Origin of the sequence: Lysinibacillus sp. JK80 (assembly GCF_027557635.1) — a bacterium.
In the GTDB taxonomy this organism is placed as follows: Bacteria; Bacillota; Bacilli; order Bacillales_A; family Planococcaceae; genus Lysinibacillus; species Lysinibacillus capsici.
The window spans coordinates 3,265,212-3,285,493 of sequence record NZ_CP058997.1; the positions used below are offsets into that span (position 1 = coordinate 3,265,212).

At 39.0% G+C, this 20,282-nt stretch carries 16 protein-coding genes, 1 riboswitch and 1 other annotated feature; of the genes, 1 reads left to right on the forward strand and 15 read right to left on the reverse strand.

What is annotated here, in order from left to right; translation table 11 throughout:
* Nucleotides 1-9: 9 nt before the first annotated feature.
* A riboswitch (Lysine riboswitch) is annotated at nucleotides 10-187 on the reverse strand.
* Between the two features lie 107 nt (nucleotides 188-294).
* The 13 genes from uvrC to zapA all read right to left on the reverse strand — a co-directional run bounded on the left by uvrC (nucleotide 295) and on the right by zapA (nucleotide 15,380).
* Nucleotides 295-2,085: an excinuclease ABC subunit UvrC gene (uvrC, locus tag HXV90_RS16420; protein WP_237898408.1), complete on the reverse strand. Its 1,791-nt coding sequence runs from the start codon at nucleotides 2,083-2,085 to the stop codon at nucleotides 295-297.
* A gap of 123 nt (nucleotides 2,086-2,208) precedes the next feature.
* Nucleotides 2,209-2,520: a thioredoxin gene (trxA, locus tag HXV90_RS16425; RefSeq protein ID WP_004226420.1), complete on the reverse strand. Its 312-nt coding sequence runs from the start codon at nucleotides 2,518-2,520 to the stop codon at nucleotides 2,209-2,211.
* 121 nt (nucleotides 2,521-2,641) lie between these two features.
* Nucleotides 2,642-3,958, reverse strand: coding sequence for an amino acid permease (locus HXV90_RS16430; RefSeq protein ID WP_442916339.1), 1,317 nt, complete (start codon nucleotides 3,956-3,958; stop codon nucleotides 2,642-2,644).
* 91 nt (nucleotides 3,959-4,049) lie between these two features.
* Nucleotides 4,050-4,283: a binding site (T-box leader), on the reverse strand.
* A gap of 139 nt (nucleotides 4,284-4,422) precedes the next feature.
* A complete protein-coding gene (locus HXV90_RS16435; protein WP_048393670.1) occupies nucleotides 4,423-5,400 on the reverse strand; it encodes an electron transfer flavoprotein subunit alpha/FixB family protein in 978 nt (325 codons plus the stop codon).
* A gap of 47 nt (nucleotides 5,401-5,447) precedes the next feature.
* Nucleotides 5,448-6,221: an electron transfer flavoprotein subunit beta/FixA family protein gene (locus HXV90_RS16440; RefSeq protein ID WP_004226415.1), complete on the reverse strand. Its 774-nt coding sequence runs from the start codon at nucleotides 6,219-6,221 to the stop codon at nucleotides 5,448-5,450.
* Nucleotides 6,222-6,335: 114 nt separating this feature from the next.
* Nucleotides 6,336-7,109 carry an enoyl-CoA hydratase gene (locus HXV90_RS16445; RefSeq protein ID WP_004226413.1) on the reverse strand — a complete coding sequence of 258 codons (774 nt, stop codon included), beginning with the start codon at nucleotides 7,107-7,109 and terminating at the stop codon, nucleotides 6,336-6,338.
* A 14-nt stretch (nucleotides 7,110-7,123) separates the two neighbouring features.
* Nucleotides 7,124-7,705 (reverse strand): fatty acid metabolism transcriptional regulator FadR, encoded by a 582-nt coding sequence (locus HXV90_RS16450; protein ID WP_054549980.1) that lies wholly within the window; start codon nucleotides 7,703-7,705, stop codon nucleotides 7,124-7,126.
* A gap of 138 nt (nucleotides 7,706-7,843) precedes the next feature.
* Nucleotides 7,844-9,538, reverse strand: coding sequence for an AMP-binding protein (locus HXV90_RS16455; protein ID WP_269897621.1), 1,695 nt, complete (start codon nucleotides 9,536-9,538; stop codon nucleotides 7,844-7,846).
* A 447-nt stretch (nucleotides 9,539-9,985) separates the two neighbouring features.
* The gene (locus tag HXV90_RS16460) at nucleotides 9,986-10,399 is read right to left on the reverse strand and encodes a DUF350 domain-containing protein (protein WP_008179180.1); all 414 of its coding nucleotides are present in this window, start codon (nucleotides 10,397-10,399) and stop codon (nucleotides 9,986-9,988) included.
* Nucleotides 10,400-10,421: 22 nt separating this feature from the next.
* Complete coding sequence (locus tag HXV90_RS16465; protein ID WP_269897622.1) at nucleotides 10,422-12,788, reverse strand: endonuclease MutS2; 2,367 nt, start codon at nucleotides 12,786-12,788, stop codon at nucleotides 10,422-10,424.
* Nucleotides 12,789-12,806: 18 nt separating this feature from the next.
* Nucleotides 12,807-14,516 carry a DNA polymerase/3'-5' exonuclease PolX gene (gene polX / locus HXV90_RS16470; protein WP_269897623.1) on the reverse strand — a complete coding sequence of 570 codons (1,710 nt, stop codon included), beginning with the start codon at nucleotides 14,514-14,516 and terminating at the stop codon, nucleotides 12,807-12,809.
* A 58-nt stretch (nucleotides 14,517-14,574) separates the two neighbouring features.
* The gene (locus HXV90_RS16475) at nucleotides 14,575-15,114 is read right to left on the reverse strand and encodes a CvpA family protein (RefSeq protein WP_004226395.1); all 540 of its coding nucleotides are present in this window, start codon (nucleotides 15,112-15,114) and stop codon (nucleotides 14,575-14,577) included.
* 5 nt (nucleotides 15,115-15,119) lie between these two features.
* Nucleotides 15,120-15,380, reverse strand: a complete 261-nt coding sequence (gene zapA, locus HXV90_RS16480) for a cell division protein ZapA (RefSeq protein ID WP_016991554.1) — start codon at nucleotides 15,378-15,380, stop codon at nucleotides 15,120-15,122.
* 135 nt (nucleotides 15,381-15,515) lie between these two features.
* On the opposite strand from zapA, the gene rnhC reads away from it, so the two are divergent.
* Complete coding sequence (gene rnhC / locus HXV90_RS16485) at nucleotides 15,516-16,439, forward strand: ribonuclease HIII (RefSeq protein ID WP_048393660.1); 924 nt, start codon at nucleotides 15,516-15,518, stop codon at nucleotides 16,437-16,439.
* A gap of 182 nt (nucleotides 16,440-16,621) precedes the next feature.
* Here rnhC and pheT read toward each other — a convergent pair whose 3' ends face one another.
* Together pheT and pheS are read right to left on the reverse strand one after the other, a co-directional pair.
* Nucleotides 16,622-19,039: a phenylalanine--tRNA ligase subunit beta gene (gene pheT / locus HXV90_RS16490; RefSeq protein ID WP_048393658.1), complete on the reverse strand. Its 2,418-nt coding sequence runs from the start codon at nucleotides 19,037-19,039 to the stop codon at nucleotides 16,622-16,624.
* Between the two features lie 12 nt (nucleotides 19,040-19,051).
* Nucleotides 19,052-20,089, reverse strand: coding sequence for a phenylalanine--tRNA ligase subunit alpha (pheS, locus tag HXV90_RS16495; protein WP_004226385.1), 1,038 nt, complete (start codon nucleotides 20,087-20,089; stop codon nucleotides 19,052-19,054).
* Between the last annotated feature and the right edge of the window lie 193 nt (nucleotides 20,090-20,282).

Sequence of the window (20,282 nt, forward strand, 5' to 3'; positions counted from 1 at the left end):
AACTTGCGCATGTGTGATAGCTCTCCGAAACGTTTAGAATCGACAGTCTTACATTTCTTAAATGCAAAACCAGTACAACAATGGAACAACAATACTGTACTTCGGCAAGCTCCCCTTTCACACAATATCTCTGGACTTGTCCATCCTCCATCGTGTTACTCTTGAATCTTGCACCTCTATCATCACTTTTAAGTGAATGTATTCAATTCATTAAGCCTTAGCGTAAACAAACTAGTCACGCAGTTGACTCTCCATAACATTGAAAACAATGTTATTTATAACCATAGCACATGCCTATTCCTTTGACAATGATTGTTGCTGAAAATAGCTAAAAATTTGGCTTGCTAAATTAGCAGGCATCCCAGCCTCCTGTAATGCTAGCTCGCTCGCCTCTCGAATTTTTTTGACTGAACCGAAATGTTTAAGCAGCTGTTGCTTTCGTTTTGGTCCTACCCCTTCAATATGATCTAATACAGATTGAATGGCATGCTTCTCATGCTGTTGACGCAAGAAGGTAATAGCAAAGCGATGGACTTCGTCTTGAATTCGTTGTAATAAATAAAAGCCATCACTTGTACGTTTTAAGCTAATCACTTCCGGTGGATCACCAAACAAGAGCTGAGATGTATTATGCTTATCATCCTTGGCTAAACCAGCAATCGGTATAACAAGACCAAGCTCATCTTCTAGTACTTCACGGGCTACTTCCATTTGTCCCTTACCACCATCAATTAAGACTAAATCTGGTAATGGTAGTCCTTCCTTTAAAACACGTATATAGCGACGACGTATAACCTCCTGCATTGCACCGTAATCATCATGCTTGGCTGCTGTACGCGTTTTATATTTTCGGTACTCCTTTTTCGCAGGCTTCCCATCAATGAAAACAACCATAGCAGATACTGCATCCGTTCCATGCATATGACTATTATCAAAAGCTTCAATTCTTAAAGGTGTACTAATACCCATTGCTTCTCCAAGTGCCTCACAAGCACCAATCGTACGTTCTTCCTGACGCTCTATTAGCTGGAATTTAGCTGCCACAGCAATTTCAGCATTTTTGGTAGCTAATTCAACCAATTCCTTCTTTTGACCTCTTTTCGGTGTTAGCACTTTAATTTCTAATAATTCTGTTAAGATAGCTGCATCAATGGCTTGTGGAATAAAAATTTCTTTTGGCTTAATATGCTCTGGCTTTTCATAAAAGCGCCCAACAAATGTTAAAAATTCTTCCTCTGCATCTTGATAGATGGGGAAAATTGAGACATCGCGCTCAATCAGCTTTCCTTGGCGCACAAAGAAAACCTGAACACACATCCATCCTTTTTCAACAGCATAGCCAAATACATCTCGATTTGTTGTATCACTTGAAACTATTTTTTGTTTCTGCATAACCGTATCAATATGGGCAATTTGGTCTCGGAATTCCTTCGCTCGCTCAAATTCCAGGTTTTCTGCAGCTGCTAGCATTTTAACTTCAAGCTCTTTTTTGACTGCCTCCACACCACCATTTAGAAACTTCGTCATATCCTCAATCATTTCTTGATAAACCTGACCATCTATTTCCTTCACACAAGGTGCTAAGCATTGACCCATGTGATAGTACAAGCAAACCTTGGAAGGTAATTGTACACATTTGCGCAGCGGATACAATCGATCCAATAGCTTTTTCGTTTCACTTGCTGCATAGGCATTCGGATAAGGACCAAAATATTTTGCCTTATCCTTTTTTACCTTCCGTGTCGTAATCAGACGAGGATGTTTTTCATTCGTAATTTTTAAATATGGATAGGTCTTATCATCCGTTAACATGACATTATATTTTGGATCATGTAATTTGATGAGATTCAGCTCTAAAATAAGTGCTTCAATATTTGATGACGTTACAATATACTCAAAATCTTCTATTTCACCTACAAGCCTTTGCGTTTTCCCTTCATGTGTTCCAGTAAAATAAGATCGTACACGGTTTTTTAGAACTTTTGCTTTACCGACATAAATGATAGTCCCTTGTCGATCCTTCATCAAATAGCAGCCAGGTTGATCTGGTAAAATATCCAGTTTTCGCTTTATTAAATCGTTCATTACCTACCTGCCCCCCTAAGTAAAAATTCCCCTCATTAGAATAATGTTAGTTATTTTCTTTATTATATAACGAAAAAAAGCCGAACACATCAATTGATGGCTCGGCTTTGTGAACTTCCTTCATTACGCATGTTTTGCGATAAATGCTTCTAAAGCTTCTTTTGGTTGGAAGCCTACTGTTTTGTCAACTAATTCTCCATCTTTAAATAATAGTAAAGATGGGATTGACATAATTTGATACTGAGCTGCAGTACCTTGGTTATTGTCAACGTCAACTTTTACAATTTTAGCCGCACTACCTGCTGCGTCCATTTCTTCAAGAACTGGCCCAATCATTTTACATGGTCCGCACCAAGCAGCCCAAAAGTCTACTAGTACTAACCCTTCTTTAATATCGTCCTGGAACGTAGCATCTGTTGCATGTACAATTGCCATTTGAAATCCTCCTTAAACTTACTATGCTTGTAGTATAGCATGGATAAATTCACTTGAGCGAACAATCTGCCTACAATGTATTTTTTATGCAAATCTGTGTCGAAAAATCAATACACAGTCATTAATTGACTTGATAACGACCCTTCAATACATAGGTTAACGTAATAAAAAGGTAAATAGCTAACGTAATGCCTGTCACAATAATAGATGTGGTGAAAATAATTCCGATGAGAATCGCACTTAACGCCAATATAGCTATCCAAGTCGTATAAGGGAACCATTTTACTTCATAGGCACTTGTGTGCTCTGCTTGTTTTTTACGTGATTTTAAATGTGCAATCGCAATAATTAACCAAATAAATAACACAGTATAACCAAGTGATCCCATTAGAAAATCAAATGTTTTGCTTCCCGCATATAAAGATAAAATGACCCCTAAATACATAGCTAAAGTACACATTAAAATAGCATATACTGGTACTTTTCGTTTCGATAAATAAGCAAAGATTTTAGGCACACGTCCATCTACAGCCTGTGTATATAGTACGCGTGATGAACCATACAGTCCTGAATTCATTGATGAAATAATGGCAAGTAAAACAACAGCGTTCATAATATGGTCTGCCCCTGGAATACCAACCATTTTAAAAACCATGACAAACGGGCTTTCAGGAACCCCATTTACTTCATTCCAAGGAATCAAGCTTACGATAATAAAGAATGGCAGTAAGTAAAAAGTAACAATACGTACTAATGTACTGCGAACAGCTTTTGGCACTACTTTTTCAGGATTTTTCGTTTCAGCTAATGTAATCCCGATGATTTCTGTCCCACCATAGGAGTAGATAACTACAAGCATTGCAGCAATTAATCCCGTCGAGCCATTAGGGAAAAACCCACTATGCTCCGTTAAGTTAGCAAAACCAACAGCACTATGATTTCCAAACGTCACAAGCAATAAAATAAGTCCTGCAATGATAAAGACAATAATAACAGTAATTTTGATTAATGCTAGCCAATATTCTGTTTCTGCAAAGATTTTTACGGATAATAAATTAATCGCTGTTACTAACACAGAAACAGATAGTGTTAGTATCCAAATTGGATATTCTGGTAACCAATATTGAATAAAGATAGCAGCCACGACAGACTCTGCTGCAATATTTAAAACCCACATTTTCCAGTAGATCCAATCTAGGAAATACGCAGGGTATTTACCTAACACGGATTGCACTAAATCTCTAAAGGTTCTTGCTTCTTTATTACGCACGGCCATTTCTGCTAAGCCTTGCATAACAAATAATAAAATAATGCCGCCGATTAAATACGCAATCAACACAGATGGTCCTGCCATATCAATGGCTGCACTACTTCCTTTAAATAATCCCGCGCCAATGGCACCACCTAACGCCATCATCGTGATATGACGCGAGGTCATTGTTCTTGTTAATTGTTGCTTGTTTTTTTCCACTTTCTTACCTCCTAAATATCAAAAAAGCATACCATCTATTCCTTCATCATCAAATGAAAGAAGAGACGATATGCTATCAGCAAACCGCGGTACCACTCTAATTGGCTCTTGAGAACCCAGCTTAAAAAACCTTGTAACGAAGGTTAACCGTCAAACAAATAGAATAATCTGATAATTCTATTTGTGTTACCACTCCTAGGCAAGTTCAAAGTCTTATTGGTCTGCGTTGCACCAACCCGCAGCTCTCTTCACCGAATAACGAGCTTTTACTACTCCTAATCTTTGCGTTTCAAATCATTAATGTATCCATCACTATAATGTCTATCGTTAATTATGTCAATATTTTATTTTGCAATAATTTTCAAATAGTACTTTTTAAAATGGAAAGCAATATAAAAAAACAGGAAGGGTTACCCCTTCCTGCATCTGTATTATGCATTCACTTTTAATGCTTTAAATTCTTCAATTAGAAGCGGAATAACTTCAAATAAATCTCCTACGATACCATAATCCGCTACTTTGAAAATATTTGCTTCAGGATCTTTATTGATAGCAACAATGACTTTTGAATTGGACATTCCAGCTAAATGCTGAATTGCGCCCGAAATACCTGCTGCAATATAAAGATCTGGTGTTACAACCTTACCTGTTTGTCCGATTTGCAGCGAGTAATCACAGTATTCAGCGTCACATGCACCACGTGATGCACCTACTGCACCGCCTAGTAAATCAGCTAGCTCTTTTAATGGCTCGAAGCCTTCTTCTGACTTCACGCCACGACCACCTGCAACAACTACTTTCGCTTCTGAAAGATCTACACCTTCTGAAGATTTACGAACAACTTCTTTAATAATTGTGCGCAGATTTGTAATCTCTACAGAGATGGCAGACACATCACCTGTTTTACCTTCTGCTTTTTCTAAAGGTGTAATGTTATTAGGACGAATAGAAGCTAAGACAACGCCTTCTTTAACTTTTACTTTTTCAAAGGCTTTACCAGAGTAAATTGGTCGGATGAATACCACATCATCGCCTGCACCTTCAATAGCAGTGACATCAGATACTAGACCTGCTTGCAATTTGCTTGCAATTTTTGGCGATAAATCTTTCCCATTTGCTGTATGACCAAAGACAATACCTGCTGGTTGTTCTTGCTCGATAATAGCTAATAGTGCTTGACTATAGCCATCAGATGTATATTGTTTTAAATGCGGGTGTTCCACTGTTACTACTCGATCAGCACCATATTCAAATAATGGACCTGTTAAACCTGCTACAGCATCCCCTAAAAGTACCCCAACAACTTCGCCACCATCAGCGATTTGTTTTGCAGCTGCTATTGCTTCGAAAGAAACATTACGTAAGCTTCCTTCACGAACTTCACTTAATACTAATACTTTTTTTGACATAGCATATTCCCTCCGTTACCCTTTAAGATTCGATTGACATCAAATAATTAAACAACTTTTGCTTCCGTGTGAAGTAGATTTACCAGTTCTTTTGCTTGTGCAGAAAGGTCGCCTTCTAAAATACGGCCTGCTGCTTTTTGAGCTGGTAAGAAGATGTCTACTGTTTCAATCTTCACTTCTACATCATCTTCATCGATATCTAAATCATCTAACTCAAGCTCTGCAAGCGGTTTCTTTTTCGCTTTCATAATACCTGGTAGAGATGGGTAACGAGGCTCATTTAAACCTTGCTGAGCAGTTACTAATAACGGTAAAGAAGTTTCAATTACCTCTGAATCCCCTTCGATATCGCGAACAATTTTCGCAGATGTTCCGTCAATTTCAAGTTTTGTAATCGTAGTTACATAATTCATATCCAATAAATCAGCAACACGTGGACCAACTTGCCCTGAACCACCATCAATCGCAACATTTCCTGTTAAAATTAAATCTGCATCTTTATCTTTTAAGTATTCTGCTAGTAGATAAGCTGCTGCATGTTGGTCCAGCTCATCTAAATCATCTTCTGTATTAATAAGCACTGCTTCGTCTGCTCCCATAGCAAGTGCTGTACGTAATTGCTTCTCTGCATCCTCGCCACCAATTGTCACCACTGTTACCTTACCACCAGCAGCATCGCGAACTTGGATTGCCTCTTCAATGGCATATTCATCATAAGGGTTGATAATGAATTCTGCGCCGTCCTCTTGGATTTTACCACCCGACACAACGATTTTTTCTTCTGTATCAAATGTGCGTTTAATTAATGCAAAAATGTTCATATATCCATACCTCCTGGAACGTTTTATAATTCTAAGTAAACTTATAAATATTATATATTTTCAGTTTCGATAACGCCGATAACATACTGAACGTTGCTATCGACATTTGGAAAATTATTTGCCAGTAAACACAGGCTCACGCTTTTCAATGAATGCTTGAATTCCTTCTTTGGCATCTTCTGTGACAAATACTGTCCCAAAGGATTTAGCCTCTGCTTCAATGCCTTCATAGAATGATGCATGCTTTGCATATTGCAATGTTTGAATAGCTGCTTTTAAAGCAATTGGGCTTTTCTTAGCAATGCTCTTAGCAATCTTTAACGTTTCTTCTAGCAATGCTTCGTCTGAGAATGAACGGTTTGCTAAGCCCCACTGAACAGCTTCATTACCAGAGATTGGTTCACTTGTAAACATCATTTCAGCAGCCTTTGCTACTCCAACATAGCGTGGTAAGCGCTGTGTACCACCAAAACCAGGAATAAGCCCTAATTGTAATTCAGGTAAACCTAATTTTGCTGATTCAGTGACAAATCGCATATGACAGCTCATTGCTAACTCAAGCCCTCCGCCTAATGCCGCACCATGGATGGCTGCAATTACAGGCTTAGAAAACGATTCAACACGCTCAAAAACCTGCTGCCCGTTGCTAGCTAGCTTTGTAAATTCCTCACCAGATTCTACCCCAATAAATTCTTTAATATCTGCCCCTGCAGAGAAGAAACGGCCTTCACCATGAAGTACAAGGACTCTTACAGCATCATCGTGTTCTACAGCATCAAGCACAGCGTTAACTTCTGCAATAATACCGCGAGATAATGCATTTGCTGGTGGACGTGCAATTGTAATAATCGCTACTCCATCTTCTACTTTCCAACTTAGAAATTCCATTTCTCCACATCCTTTTAAGCTTTAATGCCGTTCAGGATTAATGCCTGAACCTTTGGAACCTGTTCCATCAAATCATATCGATAGTCATTCATAACCCACGACGTAATAGTTTCATCAATTGTTCCAAAAACCATTTGTCGAGCCAAGCGTACATCCATCGTCTGATTGAACTCACCTGTAAGCATACCCTCGATTAAAATTTGATCAAGTAGCTGTAAATACTCGCGCAATACGGAATTAATTTTTAATCGTAAGTCTTTGTTTGACTGGCGAAGCTCTAATTGTGTGACAGTTGCTAGGTATCGATCTGTCGCTAGAACATTAAAATGATTTTCAATCATTCGTGAAAGTTTGTCTTTAGACGTACTCCCCTTTTCTATTATATCTTGTAATGACTCTACAAAAACAGCCATTTTTTCATTAAAGACAGAAATTAATATATCTTCTTTATTTTTAAAATATAAATAGATTGTTCCATCGGCCACCCCTGCCTGTTTGGCGATTTTCGATACTTGCGCTTGGTGATACCCATTTTCCGCAATAACGATGACAGCTGCATCAATAATTTGTTTATATTTTGGCTTATCTCGTTTCACTTTTATATCACCACCTAAAAAACATGCGCACGTCGATATGACGTGTAAACCTAAAAAAATATGAAAATATGAATGGTCATTCATTCATATTTTCATATTATATTTTACAGCATTGCTTGTCAATACTTTCACACGTATTTATTTCGCTTCTTTATTCGCTAATTTTGTTTTTTCTTCTTCAACTAACGTACGACGCAAAATTTTTCCTACAGCTGTTTTTGGCAGCTCTTCTCTAAATTCATAATAACGCGGAACTTTAAAAGCTGCTAGATGCTGACGGCAATATTTATTTAATTCGTCCTCAGTAATCGAATATCCTTCTTTTAATACAATATAAGCTTTAACTGTTTCACCACGATACGGATCAGGTATGCCTGCTACTACGCACTCTTGGATCTCTTCACGTTCATATAACACTTCTTCTACTTCACGTGGATAAATATTAAAGCCGCCTGCTATTATTAAATCTTTTTTACGATCTACTACATAGAAGAAGCCTTGCTCATCCATATAACCAAGATCACCTGTTAAAAACCAACCATCAGCAAATGTCGCAGCTGTATCCTCTGGACGATTCCAGTAGCCCTTCATTACTTGTGGTCCTTTAACAGCAATTTCACCAACTTCACCAATAGGTAGCTCTTCTGTATCACCTGTACGTAAAATAACCGCTTCTGTATTTGGCCAAGGTAAACCAATCGAGCCAATCACCCGCTTCCCCCAAATTGGCGTAGCATGTGTTACAGGTGAGGTTTCTGTTAACCCATATCCTTCTACTAGCTTTCCACCAGTCACTGCCTCAAACTTCTCTTGCACTTCAATTGGCAATGAAGCAGAGCCACTTAAGCATGCCTTAATGGATGATAAATCATAATTCGCAATGTCTGGGTGATTTAAAAGGCCGATGTATAAGGTTGGTGCGCCGGGGAACAGTGTTGGTTTTTGTTTATCAATCGTCTTTAATGCCGTTTCAGCATCAAACTTCGGTAAAAGCACCATTCTATTTTGAGTAAATACAGATAAAAGCATAACAGTTGTCATGCCATAGACGTGGAAGAATGGTAGAATGCCCATAATGGTTTCTTCACCATGAACACATTTATACATCCAAGCATCACACATTGTCGTATTGGCAATTAAATTTTTATGGGTCAGCATAACGCCTTTTGGGAAACCTGTTGTCCCACCCGTATATTGAAGGAGTGCTAGGTCTTCTTCAAAATCAAATGGCATATTGTCAATTATCTTAACTGGTGCTGAACGCATTATTTCTGAAAACAGATGATTTTGGCCGCTATGTTCAACCTTGACACTAAAGCCATACTGCTTTTTTTGAATAAATGGATAGACTAAATTTTTTGGGAATGGTAAATAATCTTTAATAGCTGTCACAATGACATTTTCAAGAGCTGTCTCTTTCATAATTTTCATGACTCTCGGATATAAAATATCCATTACGAGAATAACCTTTGCTCCTGAATCAGCCATTTGATATTGAAGCTCACGTTCAGTATAAAGTGGATTTGTTTGTACTACAACAGCACCTGCATACATGGCACCATAGTAAGCGATTACACTTTGTGGCGTGTTAGGCAGCATAATTGCTACTCGATCTCCCTTTTCCACACCTAGTGCTTGTAAATAGTTTGCGAACCTTAAAGCTGACTCATATAGCTCGGTGTACGTCAAATCCTTTCCCATAAAATGAATCGCTACTTTGGATGGATTCTTTTTATAGGCACGTGTCAAAAACTCTTGCACTGGAATTTCCTCAAACGTTAAAGACGATGGTACTTCTTCAGGATAATTTGGTAGCCATGGTTTTGCTGTCATACGTCCTCTCCCCTTTGTCCCAAACTTTGTCAATTCTTATATTTATTATAATGAAAAAGAAATACAGTTTCAAACAGAAAATAGAAAATAAATGCATTTTCGATTAATTATTATGCAATTAACAACATTAATATGATTGATATTTATCGGGATTTATTTGAATACACCTTATGAATGCTCGTTCATTCTTGAGTTACTCCATAAAAAAATAACCAGCATATTCCTATATTATAAAAATAATTTTTCTACCCTTTAATAGAGTTTTATGAAAGAAAGTTAATAGGTTGTAGTAGAAATTTATGCTATGTACAATTAACAAAAAACGCATCCTCATAAAGAGAATGCGTTTTTTATTTAAATCGTTAACATATAGTAGACACCTACTGCCAAAAATGCAATACAGACAACGATTAGTACTTTTGCTAATTTTTCCATGTCATGACACTCCTATGCAATACTTGCCCCAATTACAAACGAAAGACCGACTGAAATGGTAAAGGAAATGAAACCAACTGAGCGATTATCATTGGCAATCTCTTGATCAACGTTAAAACGAGGTGTCATAAATTCAAATAAGAAATACGCTACAATCAATAATGTAAAGCCAAAAAGGCCCCAACCGATCATTTCACTTAATGTACTATGACGTGCAATGGAAAAGCGGAAGATATTACAAATCCCTAGTATTTTCCCACCTGTTGCAAGAGCCACAGCGACATTACCTTTTTTAATTTCTTCCCAATTTTTATATTTCGTAACGACTTCGAACAATGCCATCGAGACGACTAAACATAATACTACAACACTAAAATATCCTGCCGTTTCGATAATTGGATATCGCCAAAAGCCAGAATTCAGCATTTTTCTCCGTCCCCTTTATAGCTTATTTCAATTCAACAACTGTGACGCCTAAGCCCCCTTCACCGGCTTCACCAAAACGGAAGGATTTTACGCGCTTATGCTTTTTCAAATAGCTTTGAATACCTTGACGTAAAGCCCCTGTACCAACTCCATGAATAATGGACACACGACCATAATTAGAGAGTAATGCATCATCAATATATTTCTCTGTTCTTACGATTGCATCCTCATAACGTTCACCACGTAAATCTAATTCTAGTTTCACATGACTATTTCGATTTTTCACACCAGCTGTTCGTAATACAGGCTCTTTTTCAGGTTTAATATATTCCAAATCAGTATCTGAGATTTTCATTTTTAAAATCCCCATTTGGACAACCCATTCGGTATTCGACACCTTTTCTAACAAAGTACCTCGTTGACCATAGCTTAACACCTTTACCTCGTCTCCGACAACTAAGTTTTGTGCACGAGCTTTGACTTGTGCCGCCTTTTTTAGCACTTTATTGTCTTCAAGTGGTGTTGCTTCTTCCAAGCGTTTACGTGCTTCAATCAATTCATGCTCCTTGACAACTTGATCAGCATTTTTACGCATTTCTCGAAGCTCTGCAATAATCGCTTCTGCTTCACGTTTTGCTTCATCAACAATTTTACGCGCCTTTTCCTTCGCCTTCTTATCAAGCGCCTCTTTACGCTCCTCATAGGCTTGCAATTTATCTTGAAGCTCTTTACGTAATGTTTCTGATTCTAATAGCAATGCATGCGAACGCTCTGCATCATCTTCAGATTGGCGACGTGTTTCTTCCAATGAGGCAATCATCGATTCAACCTCATGTCGATCGGTTCCAGTAAAGCCTTTAGCACGATCAATAATGGATTCAGGTAAACCAAGACGACTGGAAATTTCAAATGCATTTGAGCGCCCAGGTACACCGATAAGTAGACGGTAGGTCGGGCTCAAAGTTTCAATATCAAATTCTACACTGGCATTGGCTACACCTGGTCGATTATAGCCATAAGCTTTTAGCTCAGGATAGTGAGTTGTAGCCATTACACGAGCACCGCGCCCATGTACTTCGTCTAAGATTGAGATGGCTAAGGCTGCCCCTTCCTGTGGGTCAGTACCTGCCCCTAACTCGTCAAAAAGAACAAGTGATTCGTGATCAAATTTTTGTAGGATGTCAACAATATTAACCATATGGGACGAGAACGTAGAAAGTGACTGCTCAATTGATTGCTCATCACCAATATCGGCAAATAATTGCTCAAATACAGCAAGTTCTGAGCCATCTAATGCTGGCACTGGTAATCCCGCTTGTGCCATTAATGTACACAGACCAACCGTTTTTAATGTCACCGTTTTACCACCTGTATTAGGACCTGTAATGACAATAGCTGTAATGTCTTTACCAAATTCAATATCATTGGGAATAGCTGATTCTATTGGTAGTAGTGGATGACGTGCACGTATTAGTCGGATATAGCCATCCTGATTCATTTTAGGCATTGTACATTTATTGGCTTGGCCATATTTGCCCTTTGCTAAAATGACATCGATATCGCCTAATACCTTCACTAAGTTAAATAAATCTGATGCTACTTCTTGCACCATTGCACTTAATGCTAGTAAAATACGTTCAATTTCAGCCTGCTCTTTCATTTTCAAGCGATGAATTTCATTGTTTGCTTGGACAACAGAATCTGGCTCAATAAATAAGGTTTGACCAGAAGAAGATTGGTCATGGACAATCCCACCATAGTGGTGACGATATTCCTGCTTTACGGGAATAACAAAGCGATCATTACGAATTGTCACAAGTGTATCAGAAAGCATTTTCGCTGCATTACTTCCCCGAATTAAACTTTCCAGCTTAGAGCGGACTTTCCCTTCTTCAGCACGCAAAGATTGGCGAATAGAGCGCAATGTTTGACTAGCAGAATCTAAGACAGCTCCATTGTCGTCAATACAGTTATTAATTTCATGTTGCAATCCTGTTAGGACAGGCATTGCTTCCTTTTTGGAGATGAAATGGGGAATATCAATCACTTCATCGGCTTCTAAATCTTCAATAAAATTACGTAGAATTCGGCTTGCTCGAATCGTGCTCGAAATTTCCATTAGTTCTACTGTTGCTAACATGCCTCCTATTTGAGCACGTCTGGCAGAGGGACGGACATCAAAAATTCCTCCCATTGGTACATTGCCCTTCACACGCAAAATGGAAAGTCCCTCATCCATTTCCTCTAATAATTGTACTACTTTATCAAAATCTGTTTGTGGCACAAGCTCCTCAATGGCAGATTTACCAATGGAGGAAGTACAATAGGAAGCCACTTGTTGCCTAACTTTATCGTATTCTAGTGTTTTCAATGCGCGTTCTGCAATCACTGAGAACACCTCCTCAGCCTATTTATTTCGTTGTATGAACGCTTCAAACTGTTCACGCGTCCATGTATTCACAATCATATCTTTCGGTAACCATGCTCTATTTGCATAGCGAACCCCAATATCCATAAAACGTAAATGTGCAATATCATGCGCATCTGTGTTGATGGCTACTGGCACACCTGCAGCGCATGCCATTTCTAAATGTTCTACACATAAATCGAGACGATACGGATTTGCATTTAACTCTAAAATTTTACCATATTCCTTTGCCCAGGCAATTAACTGTTTCATATCAGGATTATAACCATCGCGATCTTCAATAATTCGACCAGTCGGATGGGCAATCATATGAACATAGGGATTTTGCATAGCTGTTAGTAAACGTGCCATAATTTTATCTTGTGATTGTGTAAAACTAGAATGAATGGAAGCAATAACAAAATCGAGCTCTTTTAACACCTGATCTTCGAAATCAAGGGAGCCGTCTGGTAAAATATCCATCTCCGTCCCTTTAAACAAATGAAAATCTGGATGTGCTGTATTAAACGCCTCAATTTCTCCACGCTGCTTTTCTAAACGCTCTGGCGTTAATCCATTTGCTACTTTTAGGAATTGCGAATGGTCTGTAATAACGCTATATTGATAGCCCCGTGCTAGTAACGCCTCGCCCATTTCTGCAACAGAGTATGCTCCATCCGACCATGTTGTATGCATATGCAAATCAGCTTTAATATCCTCTAGTCGAACTAAGTTTTGAATTATGTTTGTTTTGTCAAATTCTGCTGTTCCTGTCCGTAAGCTCGGTGGAATCCAAGGTAGATCAAAATGAGTGAAAAATGCTGCCTCGTCTTGGAACGTTAAAACGGTACCATCTTCCTGTTCCACTCCATATTCACTTATTTTTTCACCACGGGCTTTGGCAATTTGCCGCATACGAACATTATGATCTTTTGAACCTGTGAAATGATGCAACGCAGTCGCATATTCATTGTCTTTCACTAAACGGAAATCAACGCTAACTGGTTCATCTAAGTCTAAAATCACCGAAATTTTTGTATCCCCTGCCGCCACGACTTCTTGAATGGCCAAGCTATTTAACAAGTTTTCGCGTACTTCCTCTACTGCTTCTGTCACAACAATAAAATCAATATCTTTGCTAGTTTCTAATGCTCGACGGAAACTCCCAGCAACTGAAAACCGGTCTACTTCCTTCATACTACCTAGAAGCGCCTCAATTTGTAAAACCACAGGCTCAAGCTGCCAAATTGGTAGTCGTTCTGAACGATTTGCTAAATTGGCTAGCTCCTTTAAAATCTTCTCCTCAGTTTTTACAGCAAATCCAGCTAATTCACGTACTTTTCCTGCCTCACAAGCTGCCTTCAAGCTTTCTGCAGAGTCAATACCAAGCTCTTGGTGTAGTTTCGCAATTTTTTTTCCTCCCAAGCCAGGTAATTTTAGCAATGGCAGTAACCCTTTAGGTACAACCTCTTCTAACTCCTTTAACAAACTCGATTCACCTGTTAACATTAAGTCCTCTATTACAGCCGCAGTACCCTTGCCAATACCTTTGAGTTTTGTTACATCATCCATTTCGCTTAATGAACGCTCGTCCCCCTCTAGTGCTGCCGCAGCCTTTCGAAAGGCTGATACCTTGAATGGATTTTCTCCCTGTAGTTCCATATATAAAGCAATTTTTTCGAGTGTGCGAATAATTGTTTTTTTATTCATTGGTAATTCCTCCTATCGTAAAAACACTTCCCTCAAGACAGAGAGAAGTGCACAGTTACTATTGCATATAAATATACCACCAGTTTTGGAACATCTTTGTAATAATTGGTGTATGCTCCAACATCAGACCACTTAACAATGACTTCGACATTAAATTTTGTATGGCATCTACTGGTAATAAAGCGCACACATATAGCAAAATAAACATAATTAAATAGTTTTCAATCATGCCAAGTAACGCCCCAAGCCAACGATTCACTGTATTTAGCACAGGCAAATACGCGATAAAGTCAAATATCGATGCCACGATTTGCAACGTTATTTTTACTGCAAAGAAAATAACAGCAAAGGCAATTACCCGATAAAAGGTGCGGTCTAAATCTAGACTATCAATGACAACGCCAAGGCTACCTGTGTCAGTGACACCTGGATACGGAACCCAAAATACAAATTTTTGTGCTAATGGCTTATAATAAATATACGCAACAATTAGGGCTACTACAAAGCTGACAATATGCATCATCTGTACAATAAAACCTCGTTTTGCACCGACGCCTATACCAGCTAACAGTACCACTAATATGATTAAATCTAACATTCTCTTCAACCCTTTAACTTTTTCAATTCTTCTTCTAATTGCTCCATTCGTTCTTTTAATAGTAAATAATCATGAACTGTATTTACTGCTGTCAGAACAGCAAGTTTTGTGCTATCAAGTGAGGGATTATGTACGTTCATCTCGCGCATACGGTCATCAACAATCGAAGCAACAAGTCGCATATGGCCAATGGATTCAGAGCCGACCATTTTATATGTATGACCATATATTTCAACAGAAATTTTATTCTTTTCTTGTTTTTCCATAGTCGCACCCTCCTATAAATTCGATGCACACACGATTTTAGAGGCTTGTGAGCACCATCACACAAAAAAGCTATTTATTATCATACCATGAAAGGTATAAAATTGTGAACAACGAGGACAGAAAGGAACGATTAAATGGCAAATATTGTGCTTTCCATTTCAACAAATATTCAAAAAGAGGTGATGGCTTACTATGCATCGCACTTTATAGAACGAAAGGCTCCGGGAGTCATTTTTGCGGCAAAACTACCAGATACAGCCATAACTATGTATAAATCAGGCAAATTAATGTTTCAGGGGGGCGGTGCTGAACGTGAGGCAGCACGTTGGGGAACTGTTGAAAAAACTGGTACTCCACTCTCCACTATCGGGGCAAAAGGGGATGTACTGCCTAACAATTTCGCAACCATGTCTGTCTTAGGCTCAGACGAAACAGGCACAGGTGATTATTTTGGTCCAATCACTGTAGCAGCAGTATATGTACCTACTTCCAAAATCGAACTCATGAATGAGCTTGGCGTAAAAGATTCAAAAATGCTAACAGATGACTATATGAGGAAAATTGCACCTGATTTGCGTGCAGCCTGTGTCCATAGTGTTCTCGTCTTACGCAACGAGAAATATAACAACTTACAAGCGAAAGGCTATTCCCAAGGTAAAATGAAAGCCATGATGCATAACAAGGCACTACAAAACACACTATCAAAAATGGCACCTGAAAAACCTGAATTTATCTTAATCGACCAGTTTGCTGAACGTGGTGTCTATTACAATTATTTAAAAAATGAACGTGAACTTGTACAAGAGAATGTCTACTTTTCTACTAAAGCAGAACAATTACATGTAGCTGTGGCTACAGCATCTATTTTAGCTCGTGCTGCCTTTTTAAAGGAAATGGACCGTTTGAGTGACATTACAGGGCTTACATTAATGAAGGGCGCCTCTAACAAGGTAGATGTGCAAGCAGCCCGAATCTGGCGTAATCAGGGCGAAGAATTTCTACGCTCCATCACAAAATGGCATTTCGCCAACACTGATAAAGCACGGAAGATGAAGTAAATCATACTATTGGTTGCTTAAAAAAGCTTTTTTGGGGTTCCTGATGAGCGTGAGACGCATTAGGAACCTTTTTGAGCGCTTTCCTCATTTTTTGGATCATTCATTCTTCACCTTTTGGATCATCATCTTCACCATTCTCAAACAAAAAAAGACTGCCTCGTAAGACAGTCTTTTTTCATATATTAGCGTACTTCTGTGCCTGCAATCGTAGCAATGGCTTTTAACACTTTGTTATGTGCGGCCACTACTTCTTCGTCTGTTAAAGTACGTTCTGGATCAAAGTATGTGAGTGAGAAGGCAACCGATTTTTTACCTGCTTCCATTTTCTCCCCTTCGTAAACATCGAATACGCGGATATCTTTTAATAGTTTCACACCCGCTGCATCAATAGCTTCCATTACTTCGCCCGCTGTTGTTGTACGGTCCATTATAAGAGCGATATCGCGAGACATAGCTGGGAAACGAGGTACTGGTGTATAGGCAAGTGGTGCTTCTTGTGCCGTTGCACTTAATAGCGCCACTAAATTCATTTCCATTACATACGTGTCTTTTACACCCCATGCTTTTTGCTCTGCTGGGTGAAGTCCACCAATGATGCCGACTTGCTTGCCATCCAATAAAATGCTAGCCGTACGACCTGGATGTAAGCCATCCACTTGTGATTTCACAAATGTCATGCGATTTGCTAAGCCAAGTTTGCCAATGACACCTTCGATGATACCTTTTAGCACAAAGAAATCTACAGCTTTTTTCTCACCTTGCCAAGCATGGTCTAGCCATTTGCCAGTTAGTACTGCTGCCACATGCTCTTCCTCATATGGTTGCCCCTCATCTGATTGACCAAGGAACACGGAGCCAATTTCATATAAAGCCACGCCTTCAGCTTGACGTGCAACATTATAAGCCGCCGCTTCGATTAAATGTGGAATAAGGCTTTGACGTAATGTAGAACGCTCCTCACTCATTGGCATAAGCAAGCGAGTTACCGGCTCTGCTTTCAAAGCAAAACGTTGTGACAATGCATCCGACGTTAACGAATAAGTTACCGCTTGATATAGGCCAGCCCCTTCCATGTAATGACGAACAACACGTCGATTTGCTTGGTAAGGTGATAAATTACCTACTTGTGTTGCACCCTCTGGTAATGTCATTGGGATTTCATCATAACCATAAAGACGAGCAATTTCCTCCACGATATCCTCTTCAATTTTAATATCTTGGCGACGTGTTGGTGCATCAATAATTAATAAACCATTTGCTGCCTCTACACCAAATTTTAAACGCTCTAAAATAGAAAGCATATCTTCTAATGCAATCTTCATACCTAAACGTTCATTAATAAAATCTGGGGAAACGACTACTCGCGCTGGTGTTTTATCTAACTCATCTACTAAACATGTACCTTCTAATACTTCGCCTCCTGCTAATTCAGCAAGTAGAGCGGCAGCACGTTCAGCAGCTGGTAAGACACGATTTGGGTCTACCCCTTTTTCGAAACGAGCCGATGCATCTGAACGTAGGCCAAGATGACGAGACGTTTGACGCACTGTTAAACCATCAAAATAGGCTGACTCAATGACAACAGTCGTTGTTGAATCTGTTACCTCTGAATTAGCACCACCCATTACACCAGCAATGGCTACTGGCTCTTTGCCATTTGTAATGACTAAATCTGAAGCTTTTAATGTACGTTCTTGGTCATCTAATGTTGTAATTTTTTCACCTTCTGTTGCTTTACGAACAACGATTTCACCCGTTGCTAGACTATCATAGTCAAAAGCATGTAAAGGTTGACCATATTCCATTAATACATAGTTCGTTACATCTACGACATTATTGTGTGGACGTACTCCCGCAGCCATTAGACGATTTTGTAGCCACATTGGTGATTCACCGATTTTTACGTTTTTGACAACTTTTGCTACATACATAGGATTTGCTTGTAAATCTTCTACATGAAGCTTCAGGTAATCCTGTGCTTTTTCACTAGCAGTTTGATAGGAAATTTCTGGATATTTAATTTCCTCTGAAAGAATGGCACCTACTTCATACGCTACACCTAGCATTGAAAGGGCATCTGAGCGGTTTGGTGTTAGTCCTAGTTCTAACACTGTATCACGTAGGCCCAATATAGCCAGTGCATCTGTGCCTACTTCTGCATCTGCTGGTAGGACAAAGATACCTTCTGAGTATGCCTTAGGCACAAGCTTTCCTTCGATTCCAAGCTCTTGTAAGGAACAAATCATTCCGTTCGATTCATGACCGCGAAGTTTTGCTTTTTTGATTTTAATGCCACCTGGTAAATGTGCACCTGGACGAGCAACAATGACTTTTTGACCAGCATCAACATTCGGTGCACCACAAATTATTTGTTGAGGCTCTGCTTCGCCAACGTCAACTTGGCAAATATTTAACTTATCAGCCTCTGGATGTTTCTCCTTAGAAACTACATAACCAACTACAACTTTATCCATAGCATTAGCACGATCAATTACTGCATCTACTTCGATCCCAGAGCGTGTAATTTTTTCTGCTAATAGCTCAGGTGCTAAGTCCTGCGTATTGATATAATCTTTTAACCATTCTAATGATACTAACATGTTTTATCCCCCTTACGCTTCTGTTCGCTCGAATTGTGATAAGAAGCGAGTGTCACTTGTATAGAAATGACGAATATCGTCAACACCATATTTCAACATCGCAATACGTTCTGCACCAATACCAAATGCAAATCCAGAAACTTTCTTTGGATCATAGCCAGCCATTTCTAATACGTTTGGATGCACCATACCTGCTCCTAGAATCTCAATCCAGCCAGTGCCCTTACATACGTTACAGCCTGCTCCACCACATTTGAAACAAGAGATATCCATCTCTACTGATGGCTCAGTAAATGGGAAGAAGCTCGGACGTAGTCGAATTTCGCGGTCTGCACCAAACATTTTTTTCGCTAACGTATCTAATGTTCCTTTTAGGTCACTCATGCGAATATTTTCGCCAATGACTAAACCTTCAATTTGCATAAACTGATGTGAATGTGTTGCATCATCATTATCACGTCGGAATACTTTACCAGGACAAATTATGCGAATCGATTCACCTTTTTTGGCTTCCATCGTACGAGCCTGTACTGGTGAAGTATGGGTACGTAATAATATTTCCTCGGAAATATAGAACGAATCTTGCATATCACGAGCTGGATGACCTTTTGGTAAATTTAGTGCTTCAAAGTTATAGTAATCCTTCTCCACTTCTGGACCTTCAGCAATTTCATAGCCCATTCCAATAAATAAATCTTCAATTTCTTCTATGACACGTGTTAAAGGGTGACGGTTCCCCACTTTAATTTCACGACCTGGTAAAGTGACATCAATCGACTCACTCGCTAATTTTTCAGCAATGGCTGCCTCTTCCAACACGGTAATCTTTGTTTCTAATACTGCCGTTACATTTTCACGAACATTATTCACTAAAGCACCCATTTTCGGACGTTCTTCAGCTGATAATTTGCCCATCCCTTTTAGTAAATCAGTGATAGGTCCTTTTTTTCCTAAATACGCAACACGTACTTCATTCAATTCTTTTAAATTTGCAGCTGCTTCAATTTTAGCAAGTGCTTCTTGCTCTAATTGTTTTAATTGCTCTTCCATGTTAAAACCTCCTCAGAAAATAAATGCCTGCTTTTTAGGCATAAAAAAACTCGCCCCTAAAAAGGGACGAGGACATTTTCGCGGTACCACCCTAGTTATTGCAAAGCAAAGCCTTACAATCACTTCATTGACATAACGACTTGATAAAGCCGGCTTACCTTTACAGCAGTACACTGGTCCCGGTAGCTGCTCG